Below are 15,858 nucleotides of genomic sequence, written 5' to 3' on the forward strand. Positions count from 1 at the left end.
GGATCCGATCCACATGTTCGTCATGAAATGCGGCGGCAGCACGCTGGCAGCGCTGCCCGATGCTTTTTTCGAAGATTTGAAGCAATTGCAGGAAGCGGGAGAGATTCCCGTGATCGTCCACGGCGGAGGTCCGGCCATCTCCGACACGCTGAGCAAGCTGGGGATCGAGACCGAATTCGTGAACGGCCTGCGTAAAACCAACGAAGACGTACTGGATGTTGTCGAGATGGTGCTGGCTGGGAAGATTAACAAGGAGATTGTCCGCAAGATCCAATTCTCCGGAGCCAGGGCCGTAGGCTTGGCCGGTGTGGACGGCAACCTCATCCAAGTACAGCCAGTGGCGAACGCCCATGAGGTCGGATTGGTCGGTGATGTGACGCATGTCAACGCCGAGCTGATCCATGGAGTCGTGGCCTTGGGTTATATCCCGGTCATTGCGCCTGTAGGTATCGGTGCCGACGGCAGACAGCGGTATAACATCAATGCGGACACAGCGGCAGGAGCGGTAGCTTCGCATCTCGGCGTTGAGCGGATGATCGTCGTCACGGACGTTCCCGGCATTCTGAAGACGGTGGACGGCGAGAAGCGCGTGCTCCCTTCGGTAACGGTGCAGGAGATTGACGAGATGATCGCCAGCGGGGAAATTTACGGCGGGATGATTCCCAAAGTAAAGGCAGCCGTCCAGTGCATCCAAGGCGTGGTAAAGGAAGTCGTGATCGTCAACGGCTCCGAGCCGCAGGTGCTGAGCAAGGCACTTAAGGAAGGCGGCATCGGCACGCGGATAGTGAAGGCTTAATTCATCCGCGATAAGCGGTTGATCATACAAAAACTTGATAAAGGAGTGAACGACATGGGAGAGACTCAAAGCGCATTGTTTCCGAACTACGCTAGATATCCTTTTACGTTTGTGAAGGGGGAAGGCAGCCGATTGTGGGATGAGAACGGCAAGGAGTACCTGGACTTGATGTGCGGCTTGGCCGTTACGGGTCTGGGGCATGCCCCCAAGCAGGTGACGGAGCGTCTGAAGGAGCAGGTAGACACGCTTTGGCACACGAGCAATCTGTTTCATAATCCCGGACAGGAGAAGTTGGCTCAGATTCTCGTAGCCAATAGCTGCGCGGATGCCGTCTTCTTCTGCAACAGCGGTGCGGAAGCCAATGAAGCGGCGATCAAAATCGCCCGCCGGTATTTCTCCAAAGTTTTGGAGCAGCCGGAGCGTAATGAGATCATCACCTTCGACATGTCGTTTCACGGACGGACACTGGCGACACTGACGGCGACTGGTCAGCAGAAAGTACAGGATGGCTTCGCCCCACTGCCTCCAGGCTTCGTCTATGCGCCTTATAATGATGCGGAAGCGGTCGAAAAGCTGATTTCCCCGCGTACATGCGCGATTATGCTGGAGCTCGTCCAAGGTGAGGGCGGCGTAAATCCGGCGGATCCTGACTTCGTCAAGGCAGTCGCTGAGCTCTGCGAGCGTCATGGCTTACTGCTCATTCTCGACGAGATCCAGACGGGGATCGGACGTACCGGCAAGCTGTTCGCTTATGAACACTACGGCATCGAGCCGGACGTGATCACGCTGGCCAAGGGCCTGGGCAACGGCTTCCCGATTGGCGCCATGCTGGGTAAGGAGAAGCTGCGTAACGCACTGTCGGCAGGCTCGCACGGCACGACTTACGGTGGCAACTATCTGGCTACAGCAACGGGCATTGCGACGATGGAGACGATTCTGGCGGAGGATGCTTCAGGCAAAGCGGCGGCGATGGGCGACTACATCATGAGCGAGCTCAAGACGAGACTGGCTAGCAATCCGCTCGTCGGTCAAATCCGCGGGCTCGGCCTGCTGATCGGTCTCGGGCTGACCGTGCCTGGAGCGGACATCATCAAGTCCATCCACGAGCAGGGCGTGCTCGTCGTGCCGGCTGGACCTAATGTGATCCGGCTCGCGCCAAGCTTGCTGATCAGCAAGGAAGATGTTGACCGTGGCCTGGACGTCATCTGCGAGACACTGGCTAAGGCAGCGGCAGCAGCGGCGGTATAACAAGCGTATGAGCTAAGCAGCGTAGAGGGGCTCCTTTGCACTGCAAGCAAGCAGCAGCTTGTGAGCCCCGTACGGCGCTTGCTCTTCGATAGCGATACGATCAAGAGAACAACCAAATACAAGCATCATGGAAGGGAGCTGCATGAATTGGCTGAAACGGCAGAACAGGATTTGGCGTTGCAACTGAAAGGCCGGGATTTTATCGGTCTTGTCGATTATACATCGGAGGAGATCCGGTACCTGATTGATCTTGCGATCGACTTGAAGAAGAAGCAGAAGGCGGGCGAGATTTACCAGCCGCTGAAGGGCAAGACACTGGGAATGATTTTTGAAAAGTCCTCGACGCGTACGCGCGTATCCTTCGAAGTGGGGATGTACCAATTGGGCGGCCACGCGCTGTTCCTGAGCAAGAATGATCTGCAGATCGGACGGGGAGAGACGATTGCCGATACGGCGCAGACGATGTCTCGTTACCTGGATGGGATTATGATTCGTACGTACGCACACCGTACGGTGATCGAGCTGGCGCGCAACGCGACAGTCCCGGTCATCAACGGGCTGACCGACCTGTCTCACCCTTGCCAGGCGCTGGCTGACTACCAGACGGTGCTGGAGAAGAAGGGGCGTCTGGAAGGATTGAAGGTTGCGTACATCGGGGACGGCAACAATATGGTGCATTCTCTGCTGATGGGGGCTTCCAAGCTGGGAATCAACTTCGCGGTAGCGACGCCGCAGGGCTATGAGCCGGACAATGAAGTGCTTCAGCAATCGCGGGATGCGGCTGCGAAGACAGGTGCATCCGTGTTGTTCACGAACGATCCGAAGGAAGCAATCGCGGATGCCGACGTCGTGTACACCGATGTGTGGGCGAGCATGGGCTTCGAGGCGGAGCAGAAGGAGCGGGAGATCGCGTTCAAGCAATTCCAGGTGAACGAGGAGCTCGTGAAATACGCAAAATCCGACTATTTGTTCATGCACTGCCTGCCGGCGCATCGCGGGGAAGAAGTGAGCGAAGGCGTGATCGACGGAGGAAATTCCGTTATTTTCGATCAGGCGGAGAACCGTCTGCATGCCCAGAAGGCCGTTATGGCCGCGATCATGTAGGCTTTTGCACCCGAGCGCACGCGCGCAGACGACGTTATACCACAGAAGGAGAGCGGGAACGACATGGCAAAGCAAAAAATCGTATTGGCTTATTCGGGCGGCTTGGACACGTCCATTATCTTGAAATGGTTAAAGGAAACCTATGATGCGGAGATCATCGCTTTCACAGCGGATATCGGTCAGAAGGATGAGCTGGATGGCCTCGAAGAGAAAGCGCTGAACACCGGCGCTTCCAAAGTATATATCGATGACCTGCGCGAGGAATTCGCGCGCGACTTCATCTTCCCGATGTTCCAGGCTGGTGCGCTGTATGAAGGCCAGTACCTGCTCGGCACGAGCATCGCGCGTCCGCTGATCGCTAAGCGGATGGTCGAGATCGCCCTTGCAGAGGGAGCAACGGCTATTGCGCACGGCGCAACCGGCAAAGGTAATGACCAGGTTCGCTTCGAGCTGACGGCTGCGGCTCTGACACCGGATGTGGATGTCATCGCGCCTTGGCGTCTGGAGACGTTCCGTGAAGAATTCCCGGGACGCGCAGAAATGATCGCGTTCGCCGAGAAGCACGGCATCAACGTCACGGCTTCTGCGGCTAAGCCGTACTCGATGGACCGCAACCTGCTGCACATCAGCTATGAGAGCGGTGTGCTGGAGGACCCTTGGTTCGATCCGAGCGCCAAGGAAAACAAAGAAATGTTCCTGCTGAGCGTAGATCCTGAGGACGCTCCTAACGAAGCGGAATACATCGAGCTTGAGTTTGAGCAAGGCAACTGCGTTGCCATCAACGGCGAGCGCATGATTCCGCTGCACATCATGGAGAAGCTCAATGAGCTCGGCGGCAAGCACGGCATCGGCCGTGTCGACATGGTCGAGAACCGCTTCGTCGGCATGAAGAGCCGCGGTGTCTATGAGACGCCGGGCGGTACGATCCTGTTCACCGCTCACCGCAAGATCGAGTCGATCACGATGGACCGCGAAGTGATGCACTTGCGCGATTCTCTGATTCCGAAATACGCACAGCTCGTGTACAACGGCTTCTGGTATGCACCGGAGCGTCTGGCGATCCAGGCCCTCGTGACCGAGAGCCAGAAAAACGTCAGCGGTACGGTTCGCCTCAAGCTGTACAAAGGCAATGTCATCGGTGCCGGCGTGCAAAGCCCGGTCAGCCTGTACAACCCGCATATCGCGACGATGGAAGCCGATCCGACCAAAGCTTACGACCAAGGCGATGCGACAGGCTTTATCCGCCTGAATGCCCTTCGTCTGCGCGTAGCGGCCGGCGTGAACAAGAACAAAGGCAATTAATACGGTCTGCTGCCCGCAGTTGGCAAGTCCGGCAGAGGGCAACAGGAATCGAATAAGGTCGGCGCAGGGTTTTCCGCCAAGGGAAGCCCTGTGCCTGTGTCAGAGGAAGAAAGGGGCCATGCATCGTGTCTAAGCTTTGGGGCGGACGCTTTACGAAGAAAACGGACCAATTGGTCGAGGAATATACGGCATCGATTCTGTTTGACAAGGAACTGGCTGAAGAGGATGTACAGGGCAGCATCGCGCATGTATCCATGCTGGGCAAGTGCGGCATCCTGCCGGCAGCCGACGTGGAGACGATCAAGGACGGCTTGCTGAAGGTTCAGGGCATGATCCGCCGCGGCGAGCTGGAGTTCTCGGTCAGCGACGAGGACATCCACATGAACGTCGAGAAGGCACTGATCGACGAAGTAGGCCCGGTCGGCGGCAAGCTGCATACCGGACGGAGCCGCAACGATCAGGTAGCAACTGATATGCACCTGTGGCTGCGCAAGCGCGTCGTGGAGTTCGTAGGCCTCTTGAACAAGGTTCAGGAAGCGCTGATCGAGCAGGCGAAGCAGAACCTGGATACGATCGTGCCGGGCTATACGCATCTGCAGCGGGCGCAGCCGATCCTGTTCGCTCATCATCTGCTTGCTTATGTCTCGATGTTCCAGCGTGACGCAGAGCGTTTGCAGGATAGCTATAAACGGGTCAACCTACTGCCGCTCGGCGCTGGCGCGCTGGCAGGAACGACATTCCCGATCGACCGTCACTTTGTGGCGGAGCAGCTTGGATTTGACCGCGTGTACGAGAATTCCCTGGATGCGGTAAGCGACCGCGACTTCATCCTGGAGTTCCTGTCGAACGCTTCGATGATCATGATGCATCTATCGCGCCTGAGCGAGGAATTCGTCATGTGGTCGAGCACGGAGTTCCGCTTCGTGGAGCTGGACGATGCGTTCTGTACGGGCAGCAGCATCATGCCGCAGAAGAAGAACCCGGATGTGGCCGAGCTCGTGCGCGGCAAGACGGGCCGGGTGTACGGCAACCTGTTCGGGCTGCTCACCGTGCTGAAGTCGCTTCCGCTGGCCTACAATAAGGACATGCAGGAAGACAAGGAAGGTATGTTCGACACGGTTCGTACGCTTCAGGGCGCCTTACAGTTGTATGCGCCGATGATCGCAACGATGAAGGTTAACAAGGACCGGATGAGACAAGCGGTCAACCAAGACTTCTCCAATGCGACGGACATCGCCGACTATTTGGTCAACAAAGGCATGCCTTTCCGCCAGGCGCATGAGGTAATCGGGAAGACGGTACTGTACTGCATCCAGCAGAACAAATACCTGCTCGACCTGAAGCTGGAGGAGTACCATCAATTCTCCGAGCTGTTCGGCGATGACATCTACCAGGTGCTCCAGCCGGAGACGGTTGTCAATGCGCGTAATGTATACGGCGGCACGGCGACAGCACAGGTCAGCGCAGCTGTAGAACGTGCGGAAGCAGCATTGGCCGGATCGGCTGCTTGGTTCGACGAGTTTTACACGAAGAGCAGATAAGCTCTCTTACCGCAAGGTATGAGCTCAAGCCCCCGATGCTTGAGCGCAATAAATAAGCCCCTTGCAGCTCATGCCTGGTCCGCGATTACGAAGCGGAACACATGAGCCTGTAGAGGGGTTTATTTGTCTTTTCGCCAGAACCTCCATAAGTTCATGAGCAGGAGAGAAACCAATCAGCAACGCCGCTGATCCCCTATGAAATCACCCCTCTAAGTTCTTTCCTGCTCGTGCTAGCTCTCCTCTTACTTATCTGAACGTCGGCCCCTTCACGCCGTCCTCGACCAGAGGAGTACCGCCTTCTGGGGCCGGAGAGCTGCGGTCTAACCCGGCTCCATTGCTGGAGTTGGTCGCAACCACGTTGGGCTGCGCCGAATACGTATCGCGGGATACCCGTTCTCTGCTGATCTCGAGGCCGTTCTGCTTCTTAATCCGGTAGGTTTCCACGATATATCCAGGCTTGCCGCGGGAGATGGATACCTGCTTGCCCCGGGGCAAGGTCGGATTATGCACGTATTTGGTTGGAGGCTCGAGCTTCTCCACGGTGCTCGATATGACATCATAGGTCACATCTGGCGGTGTTTGGCCGAATAGTTTGACGGTCAGTCCCCGGCTGTCGGTGATCGTGCGGATCAGCAGATGGTGGGCTGTATTGTTGCGGAATTTGAAGTTAATGAATCCGCTGGCGAATGTGGCGTCCTGACCGAGCGCTACATAGCTGACCGGCAGCGAATGATTACGCCGTTCGACAACCTCCAGACCGGCTCTCAGCACTGCGTTGTATAAGGTGGAGGATACTTGGCAGATCCCGCCGCCGACGCCTGGTACCAGCTTGCCGTTGACAATGACGGGGGCTTCGCGGTAGCCTGCGTTTTTTTCCGTCTGCTCGATGTAGGGAGCATAATCGAATACCGTTCCGGGAGCCAGCAGTACATCCTGCAGCGAAGCGGCTGTGGACTGTACATTATGCAGCCGGCCTGCTCCGCTATCTGCCGCTCCGGGAGGCGCGGGGGGATAGACGGTCTGAAACTCCCCGAGCTTGCGGACGATCCCTTGCGCCCGCAGTGTCTCCACTGTGACCTCCGGCTTCCATGGGCGCAGGGGCACCACCAGCTCCGGCGTGGCGGGCTGTGGCTGCTCCCAAGCAGGCAGCGAGGCAATCAGCCGTTCTGCCAACGCAGCCTCATCCGGCTGCACGGTGGGCTGCTCAGCCGCATAGCCGATCGAATCATCCGGACCGATGATCCGTGCAGCATTTTTCGGCGGATTGCGGTAGATCTGAGGATACGCTAGCCTCAGCGATGCTGCCAGCTTGTCTGCCGCGATCCCAGGCTGCGCGTTCCACACCTGGCCTCGCAGGCTCCAGCGCGCCCGTGCCCGCTGGAAGAGGGAGCCCTGCCGCAACGGGAGCGTCGCCTCCATTAGGGCATCCGTGTGCAGTTCTACGCCGAGCTCGCCCAGCGGCCGCTCTGCGGTCGAGCCTGCAGCAGCGCTTCCGTTGTCCAGACGCAGCACAGCCTTGGTGGCGAGGAATGCCGTCCGCCTCTCCGCCAGCTGCTGTTCGAACTCCTGGAGCGTCAGCCCTCCGACCTCCCATGTTCCGATATGCAGACGGGCCGGCAGGCGCTGGGAGGAGCCGTACAGGGCTGCAGCCGAACACCCGGCTACAGCTATCGACAGAGCCGTTATCAGCAGCGGCCCGATGAATCTGGGTAAGGGTGGCATGGTGGATCGAATCTCCTTTGCTAGGAAGGCTCGTACAGAACCTGCTCTTACCGAAGTGTATGCGTGTGTCCCTGGAAACTTTCCGAATCGGCACCTTTTCAAGGGAAACGCTGGTAGCTGGGCCTGGTCCGCTGAACTGATCCAAGCACGGCCTGCCTACTAGAGCCGAAGGGAGAGTCCCCTGCCGATAGCGGGTGACAAGTCCAACTAAAACAGATATCCAAGATGACCGCCTACTCGACAAAACAGCCGCCCAAGGGTTTGTTTCTGCCAAGATGAGTGTTAAAACGCTCTTCGGAACGAAAAGCCGACGCGAAGACCCGGAAATTGCGCACGAAATGGGGTAATCTGTAGAAATTCATTTTGCGTTAAAGGAATTTGAGAATTCATGTCGAACTTATAAAGGCTAGTGCCGGTTTTCCATATGGTGGGACTGGACATGCAAGCTACATCGTAACCTGCCGCATAAGCAGTCAAGAAGGTTACTTACTACAAGCAACCGCTACTAAATTCAGGATGTGATACCGTGATCGAAATGCACGACGTTTGGAAAACGTATCCTGACGGGAGTCATGCGCTCAAAGGCATCAGCGTCAAGGTAGACCAAAGTGAATTCGTCTATGTCGTAGGCCCGTCAGGAGCGGGGAAGTCGACTTTTATGAAAATGATCTATAGAGAAGAGCGTCCGACCAAGGGGACGATCTTTGTGAACGGCTTCAATCTGGAGAAGCTGAAGCAGCGCAAGATCCCGTACGTCCGGAGAAATATCGGCGTTGTATTCCAGGATTTCCGGCTGCTGCCCAAGCTGACGGTATACGAGAATGTTGCGTATGCGATGGAAGTGATTGAGGCACCTAAGAAGGTAATTCGCAAGCGGACACTCGAGGTGCTCGAACTGGTCCGCCTGAAAGATAAGATCGGCTCGCTGCCTACGCAGCTCTCCGGAGGGGAGCAGCAGCGCGTAGCTATTGCCCGGGCAATAGTAAATAACCCTTCGGTTATCATCGCCGATGAGCCTACAGGGAATCTCGACCCCGAAACCTCATGGGGGATTATGAAGCTGATGGAAGAGATCAACTTCCGGGGAACCACCATTGTGATGGCTACGCACAACAAAGAAATCGTGAATACGATGCGCAAACGGGTCATCGCCATCGAGGCAGGTAAAATCGCCCGCGACGAAGCGAGAGGTGAGTACGGCTATGAAGATTAGCACAGCCGGGCGGCATCTCCGTGAAGGGACGAAAAGCGTGCTTCGCAACGGCTGGATGTCCTTTGCTTCGATCAGCTCGATTTCCATTTCGCTGTTTATTCTCGGTGTTTTTCTGCTGCTTACGCTGAATGTCAATTTTCTATCCAAACAAATCGAGCAGCAGGTGGAAATACGCGTGTATCTGGAGGTCAATACGCCTCAGGAACAGGTGGGTATGCTGCAGAACGAGATTGGCTCCATTCCCCAGGTAAGCAAGGTCACCTTCATATCGAAGGATGAGGGCCTCGTTTTCTTGCGTGAAAAGCTGGGTGAAAGCGGCAAGCAATTGTTGGAGGGCTTCGATGGGCAGGACAATCCGCTCAATGACTCCTTTACCGTCGAGGTAACGCAGCCGCGTGAAGTGGCCGCTGTTGCCGAGCAGATCAGCAAGCTCAACAACGACAAAACGACCAAGCCGATTTATCGGGTAAGCTACGGCCAAGGCACCGTGGAGACTATGTTTAAGGTGACGACTATTGTGCGGTATGTAGGTCTGGCGCTGGTTGCCGCTCTTGCCTTGACTGCCATGTTCCTGATTTCAAATACGATTAAAATTACGATTGTCGCCAGGCGCCGGGAAATTTCGATTATGAAGCTGGTTGGTGCGACAAACTCGTTTATCCGCTGGCCGTTTTTTATCGAAGGTGCGCTGCTCGGTATCATCGGCTCGGCGATCCCCGTCGGCATTCTCTTGTACGGGTACTATGAATTGATGAACTCTATCCAGGTGGATCTTAATTTGCTGCTCATCAAGATGCTGTCCTTCGAGGAAGTTGCGGTGCAAACGGCAGGCCTGCTGCTCGGCATCGGTGTTCTCATCGGCATCTGGGGCAGCGTGTTGTCGGTACGTAAATTTTTGCGTGTATAGCGGCCGGAGAATGAAGGTCGAACGAACAATTGCTCAAGGAGGAACGGGTATTGAAAAAGTCTTTTCTGCCGTTGGTCTTGTCCGTTGGTCTCGTAGGTACGCTGGTCGTGCCTCAATCCGGGTTTGCCTTAACCGCTTCACAGCGTATTGAGCAGGAGCTCAAGCAGTTGAAACAGACGAAAGCCGCCGTTGAACAGAAGGGCACTGATGCCGAGAAGCAGCTCGATCAAGTAGCGAAGGAGAAGCAGCAGACGGAGAACGATATCGAAGCGCTGCTCGCTCAGATTGACAAAACCAATCAAAACCTCAACCAATTGAATAATCAGGTAGAAGAGGTCTCTATATCGCTGGAAAAGAATGGCGTGCAGCTTGAAGAGGCCGAAGGGCGTGTCGAGTCGCGCGATCATATGCTGCGTTCCAGGGTAAGGCTGATGTACATGAATGGCGTCGTGTCTTATGCGGATGTGCTCCTCAGTTCGACAAGCTTCAGCGACTTCCTGGACAGGCTGGAGGCGCTGCGCTCGATCGTGAACCAAGATAAGGAAATTTTAGAGGCGAACAAACGGGACCGGGATACGATCACCGTCAAAAAAGCCGAGATTGAAACGCAGCTGGTTGAGGTTAAAAAGCTGTATGCCAAGACCAATGCCATCAAGGCGGATCTCGTCGTCAAGGAGAAGGAAAAGGAAGTCCGTATCGCCTCTCTCTCGACCAAGGAGAAGGAGCTTCACGAAATTAGCGAGGAAGCCGAGAAACAGCTGATGAAGGTGGCAAGCCAGGAGGCTGCGAAGCTTAAAGCGCTGAAAGAAGCGAAGGCGGCGGAAGCCGCCAAGAAAACAGGCAAGCCTGCAGCTCCTCCAGCCACTGCTTTCACCGGGGGCAAGTTCGGGTTTCCTCTGCCCAATACGGTTGCCATGTCTTCGGATTTCGGTACACGCAAGGACCCGTTCACGGGAAGGTCAACGACGCATAACGGGATTGATTTTCCGTCTCCGGCAGGAACCAGTATCCTCGCAGCTGAGGATGGGGATGTTATTGTCGCATCCTGGGTGAACGGCTACGGCAACACGGTGATGATCGATCATGGCGGCGGGGTCTGGACCTTATACGGGCATATCCGCAACGACGGAATCGTCGTTAAGGTAGGCGACTCGGTCAAGCGCGGACAGAAGATTGCAGAAGTTGGTTCTACGGGCCGATCGACGGGCAATCACGTGCATTTTGAGGTGCGCCGCAACGAAGTGGCCATAGACCCCAAGCCTTTTTTGAGATAGAGCTGTATGGATGATAACAACGGCTGTTCATAAATCCGGAGAGCTTGTCATAAACTAGAAAGACAAGTTGTTCGACGAGTGACAGGTCCAACCGGCTTGGAAAGCTTCGAGGAGCCGGAAGGAACCGGGAACAGCAAAGGCGGTGTGGAGAGGCATATGGTATTTAGAGGACGTACGGTAGTGGCTTTTATTCTATTATCGATGTTTGCCAGCAGCATCATGACGCTGACGATCGTGAATCCGTCTATTTTCGCGGCAGCGAAGAAAGAGGGCGGAGCAGCCACAGCCGAAGGCAAGGGCTTAAACAACAAGGATCTGAATAAGATCGCGACGACCTATCAACTGATCGAGAATAAATTTCTCAGCCAGATCGATCACGATAAGATCGTTAACGGGGCGATCAATGGCATGCTGGCTACGCTGGAGGATCCGTTCACGGTATATATGGATCAGACGGAAGCCAAGCAATTCGACGAGAACATCACGTCCTCGTTCCAGGGAATCGGTGCGGAAGTTGCCCTGGAAGACGGCAAGGTTATGATCGTAGCACCAATCAAGGGGACGCCGGCTGAGAAAGCGGGCCTGCATGCCAATGACATCCTGTTGTCGGTCAATGGAGAAAAGCTGGAGAACGTGACGCTGAACCAAGCGATTATGAAAATTCGCGGGCCTAAGGGTACGCAGGCTAAGCTTGAGGTGATGCGCCCGGGAGTCTCTGATGTGATCCAACTGATCGTGGTTCGGGACGATATCGATGTGGAAACGGTCTACTCCGAAATGCTGCCAGGCAATATCGGCAAGATCGAAATCCGGCAATTTTCCAGCAACACGGCGCCGCGCTTTAAGGAAGAGCTCGCCGCGCTCGAGGGTAAGGGCATGAAGGGTCTGATCATCGACGTTCGCAATGATCCAGGCGGTCTGCTGCAGTCCGTGGTTCAGATCGTCGAGCCGTTCGTACCGAAGGGGAAGACGATCCTGCAGATCGAAAACCGCAAGGGAACAAGGGAAGAGACGAAATCCGAGAACGGGTCGGGTAAAACTTATCCGGTTACCGTTTTGATCAATAAAGGAAGCGCCAGTGCGTCCGAAATATTAGCCGGTGCTCTTCACGACTCGGTCGGCAGTGATCTTGTCGGCGATACAACCTACGGCAAGGGAACCGTGCAGGTCACGTTCCAGGATGAGATGGGCGATGGCAGCAACATCAAGATGACGGTCTACAAGTGGCTGACGCCAAACGGCACCTGGATTCACAAGAAAGGTATCGCGCCTACCATTCCGGTGGAGCAACCGGCGTATTTCAAGGTAGCTCCGCTTAGCAAGAAAGAAACGCTGAAGCTGGATTCAAATAACGAAGACGTGAAGAATCTGCAAGTGATGCTGCAGGGTCTTGGATTGAATCCGGAGCGGACGGACGGGTATTACAGCGAAAAAACCGCTCAGGCCGTAAAATCGTTCCAGCGGGCAAATGGACTGACGACGACCGGTGAGGTTGATGTGGAAACCGCCAACAAGCTGGAGAGAGCGATCCTGGCCGCGATTCGTGATCCGAAGAACGATCTGCAGCTCAAAACTGCCATCGAAACGGTACAGAAATCGATCAAGTAGAAGATACTCCCAAATTCAGAACGCATGCAGGAAATGACCGCTGATGCGTCGAAATTAGGAAGAAGGCGATTCCCGTCTTAAAGCGGGAACCGACCTTCTTTTTTCTTAGGCTTCGCTGGATATTGCTGCCAAGATCGGATATTTGATGGATAAAGGAGCGGGCTATGGACTGGATACAGGCTTTCGGGTGGCAATCGCTTCATGCGTTGGCTCAGCTCTTCCTGCAGCCCTTTTATTATGTGGGCATTCTTTTTATTGTCTTGCAATACCGCAGACAGATCGCACTGGAGCGCAGGCTGTTTGCGACCAAGCTTCACGGGCTGCTCTCGGAGACGTGGCGTACGGTACTGTGGGGCTGGATCGGGGGATTGGGCGCTTCTGTGCTGATGGCCGGGGTAGGAGCCACGATCAGTCCGGATGCGGTCGTACTGCTGTGGGTACTGTCTCTGCTGCTGATGCTTGTACGTGTCCGGTTCTTGTGCTGGGCTTATGCGGTAGGTGCTATCGGGCTTCTGCAATCGGTAGCAGGAGCTGTCCCGGGACTTCGCACGTCTGCGGATTGGGCTTGGTTGATCAAACCGCTGTTGGCGCTCGATATTTCGGCTATGTTGGCGCTTGTAGCCGTCCTGCATGTGGCTGAGGCCGTTTTCGTCCGTTTGCAGGGTGCGCGCTTCGGCATGCCTCTATTCGTGGAGACGAAGCGTGGGAAAATCGTCGGGGGTTACCGGCTGCAGGGCTTCTGGCCGATGGCGCTGTTTCTGCTCGTCCCGCTGCAGCAGGCAGGGGGAGGCACGGCCTTACCCTGGACGCCTTTGCTCGGAGGAGAGGCATGGCTGAATGGCTGGACGATTGTCGGGTTCCCTGTCATGATCGGGTTCAGCGAGATGACGATGACCCGCCTTCCCCAGATGAAAGCGAGGGCAACGTCAGGTCTGCTGTTCATCTATGCCGCCGCGGTGTTGGGTCTGGCTGCTCTGACCGCCTGGCTGCCCTTCATTACTATTCCTGCCTGCTTGCTGGCTATTGCGCTGCATGAGGGTATGGTGTGGTACAGCCGCTGGGACGAGAGCAAGCGCACACCGATTTTCGTTCACGACGAGAAGGGGTTGAAGATATTGGCCGTTCTTCCAGGGAGCCCGGCCGAAGAGCTGGGACTGAAGAGCGGAGAGATCATCAGTAAGGTGAATGGCGTGCTCGTCAAGAACAAGCAGGAGCTGCATCAGGCGTTTCAGATCAATCCGGCTTTCTGCCGGCTGGAGGTGCTGGATGAGGCGCTGGAGAAGCGTTTGCTGAAGCGCGGAATTTTCGCGGGGGAGCATCATCAGCTCGGGATCGTGCTTGTGCCCGATCATGAGGTTATGTATTATGTCGAGGAGAAGCAGGACTCGATCTGGGCGTATATGAGCCGCAAGCTTGTCGGTATATTGCGCAATGAGAAGCGGTCAAAGGGCATGTGAACGGGCTCTGCGCCGCAGGAACTGAATAGTAGATAGAGAAAGAGAAAGGACCTGACGGCCGACCGTCAGGTCCTTCTTCTATCCAAGAGGCTCAGCGCAGGACGACAATTTCAACCCGGCGGTTCTTGGCACGATTCTCTTCACTGGTATTGTCGGCCACAGGCCGCGTATCGGCATACGCGGTCGATACGAATTTCTTGGCATCCATCTGCGCGTCATAGAGAAAGTAGCGAAGCACGGACAAGGAGCGGGCTTGGGACAGTCCCCAGTTGTCCTTGTAGAGTGACCCTGTAGACAATGGCAGATCATCGGTATGTCCCTCGATGCTGACGGTGGAATTCAGCGTCTGGAACAGGCTGGCCAGCTGTGTCAGAATCGGGACGGCTCCGGGCTTCAGATCGGCCTTCCCGAGGTCGAACAGAAACAGGTCGTTCAACGTGACGGCGACGCCGCGCGGGGTGTTGGCAGCCGATACTTGAGCCTGCAGGTTATTGTCCTGGACATAGGTCTGTACCTTCTGCAGCAGATCTTCGAGCTGTTTCTCTTTCTTCTCCCGCTGAAGCTCGGCTTCCTTCTGCTCGTTATCCTTCGCCTCCGTCTCAGGGGCGGGGGGATTGGGCGGGCTCATGGAACCGGTAATGCCTTGACCCTGTGGAACGATAGAGTCGGATTTAGTAAATTCGAACTTCAAGGCCTGCGCCAGCACCTCGTATTTCTGAACGTCGATCTTGCTCATCGCATACATGATGATGAAGAAGATCAGCAGCAGGGTGATCAGATCGGAGTAAGTAATCAGCCAGCGTTCGTGATTCTCCGGGGCTTTTTTCTGTTTTCGCTTAGTTCTCCTCGCCACGGGCCCCACCTGCGCTCTCGGCTTTACTGTTGTGACGTTCATGGATGAAGGAGTACAGCTTCTTCCTGATCAGCTGCGGGTTTTCGCCGGCTTGCAGCGCGAGAATACCCTCAAGCAGGAGCTCCATCTTGGCAATCTGAATCTGGCTGCGGATTTTAATCTTGCTGGCTATGGGTAAGTAAATGACGTTGGCGGATGCGACTCCGTACAGCGTTGCGGCGAACGCGACAGCGATGGCTGGACCCAGGTTGCCGGGATCGGACAGGTTGCCAAGTACATGAATCAGCCCCATGACGGTTCCGATGATACCCATTGTAGGAGCAAAGCCGCCTGCAGCCTCAAACATCTTGGCCCAACCCTCGTGATGATGCTCCAGCGCGTCGATCTCCAGCTCTAGAATTTGCCGCGTCAGGTCCGGATCGGTGCCGTCGACGACCATCATCAAGGCATCGCGCAGGAATGGATTATCATGCTCATGGGCTCGATTCTCCAAGGCCAGCACACCTTCCCGGCGGGCGACAGTGGCCATATCCACCAGTTCCTCGATGGATTCGCGAGAGTCCTCAGGGGTTTCGCGGAATGCCATGGAGAGCGCCTTGCCGATTTGACGAAGCTGCGACATAGGAAAACTGACAATAACGGCGCCGATCGTGCCTCCGAATACGATCAGCATCGCGCTGGGCACGAGCAGTGCGTCGAGATGGCCGCCATCCCATAAATACCCGCCGACAAGCGCGGCCAGACCGACTAGCAGCCCGATTAATGTGGTGATATCCACGATAATTCCACCTCTGGATTCTTATGAAATAGTAGATGTTCGTTCCGGGAATAGG

13 protein-coding genes are annotated in these 15,858 nt (G+C 55.8%); 10 read left to right on the forward strand and 3 right to left on the reverse strand.

What is annotated here, in order from left to right; genetic code table 11:
• Positions 1-13: 13 nt before the first annotated feature.
• From argB to argH, 5 genes are all read left to right on the forward strand, one after another.
• Positions 14-796: an acetylglutamate kinase gene (gene argB / locus WMW72_RS28020; RefSeq protein ID WP_341418891.1), complete on the forward strand. Its 783-nt coding sequence runs from the start codon at positions 14-16 to the stop codon at positions 794-796.
• 54 nt (positions 797-850) lie between these two features.
• Positions 851-2,044 (forward strand): aspartate aminotransferase family protein, encoded by a 1,194-nt coding sequence (locus tag WMW72_RS28025; RefSeq protein ID WP_341418892.1) that lies wholly within the window; start codon positions 851-853, stop codon positions 2,042-2,044.
• A gap of 147 nt (positions 2,045-2,191) precedes the next feature.
• The gene (argF, locus tag WMW72_RS28030; protein WP_341418927.1) at positions 2,192-3,148 is read left to right on the forward strand and encodes an ornithine carbamoyltransferase; all 957 of its coding nucleotides are present in this window, start codon (positions 2,192-2,194) and stop codon (positions 3,146-3,148) included.
• Positions 3,149-3,211: 63 nt separating this feature from the next.
• Positions 3,212-4,450: an argininosuccinate synthase gene (locus tag WMW72_RS28035; protein WP_341418893.1), complete on the forward strand. Its 1,239-nt coding sequence runs from the start codon at positions 3,212-3,214 to the stop codon at positions 4,448-4,450.
• A 125-nt stretch (positions 4,451-4,575) separates the two neighbouring features.
• Complete coding sequence (gene argH, locus WMW72_RS28040; RefSeq protein ID WP_341418894.1) at positions 4,576-5,991, forward strand: argininosuccinate lyase; 1,416 nt, start codon at positions 4,576-4,578, stop codon at positions 5,989-5,991.
• A gap of 246 nt (positions 5,992-6,237) precedes the next feature.
• Here the strand turns inward: argH and WMW72_RS28045 are convergent, their stop codons facing one another.
• Positions 6,238-7,713, reverse strand: a complete 1,476-nt coding sequence (locus tag WMW72_RS28045; protein WP_341418895.1) for a VanW family protein — start codon at positions 7,711-7,713, stop codon at positions 6,238-6,240.
• Between the two features lie 526 nt (positions 7,714-8,239).
• Between WMW72_RS28045 and ftsE the strand changes: the two genes are divergently transcribed.
• The 5 genes from ftsE (at position 8,240) to WMW72_RS28070 (ending at position 14,172) form a co-directional block, all read left to right on the forward strand.
• On the forward strand, positions 8,240-8,926 hold the full coding sequence (ftsE, locus tag WMW72_RS28050) for a cell division ATP-binding protein FtsE (RefSeq protein WP_341418896.1): 687 nt from the start codon (positions 8,240-8,242) through the stop codon (positions 8,924-8,926).
• The gene (gene ftsX, locus WMW72_RS28055) at positions 8,916-9,833 is read left to right on the forward strand and encodes a permease-like cell division protein FtsX (protein ID WP_341418897.1); all 918 of its coding nucleotides are present in this window, start codon (positions 8,916-8,918) and stop codon (positions 9,831-9,833) included. Before ftsE ends, ftsX begins: the two co-directional genes overlap by 11 nt.
• A 50-nt stretch (positions 9,834-9,883) precedes the next feature.
• Positions 9,884-11,107, forward strand: a complete 1,224-nt coding sequence (locus WMW72_RS28060; protein WP_341418898.1) for a murein hydrolase activator EnvC family protein — start codon at positions 9,884-9,886, stop codon at positions 11,105-11,107.
• A 156-nt stretch (positions 11,108-11,263) separates the two neighbouring features.
• Complete coding sequence (locus WMW72_RS28065) at positions 11,264-12,715, forward strand: S41 family peptidase (protein ID WP_341418928.1); 1,452 nt, start codon at positions 11,264-11,266, stop codon at positions 12,713-12,715.
• Positions 12,716-12,879: 164 nt separating this feature from the next.
• Entirely contained in the window at positions 12,880-14,172 is a 1,293-nt protein-coding gene (locus tag WMW72_RS28070) for a PDZ domain-containing protein (protein WP_341418899.1), read from the forward strand.
• Positions 14,173-14,263: 91 nt separating this feature from the next.
• Here the strand turns inward: WMW72_RS28070 and WMW72_RS28075 are convergent, their stop codons facing one another.
• Together WMW72_RS28075 and WMW72_RS28080 are read right to left on the reverse strand one after the other, a co-directional pair.
• Positions 14,264-15,067 (reverse strand): flagellar motor protein MotB, encoded by an 804-nt coding sequence (locus WMW72_RS28075; protein ID WP_341418900.1) that lies wholly within the window; start codon positions 15,065-15,067, stop codon positions 14,264-14,266.
• Entirely contained in the window at positions 15,009-15,803 is a 795-nt protein-coding gene (locus WMW72_RS28080; protein ID WP_341418901.1) for a flagellar motor protein, read from the reverse strand. Before WMW72_RS28080 ends, WMW72_RS28075 begins: the two co-directional genes overlap by 59 nt.
• Positions 15,804-15,858: the final 55 nt, after the last annotated feature.

Origin of the sequence: Paenibacillus filicis (assembly GCF_038070315.1) — a bacterium.
Taxonomy (GTDB): Bacteria; Bacillota; Bacilli; order Paenibacillales; family NBRC-103111; genus Paenibacillus_G; species Paenibacillus_G filicis.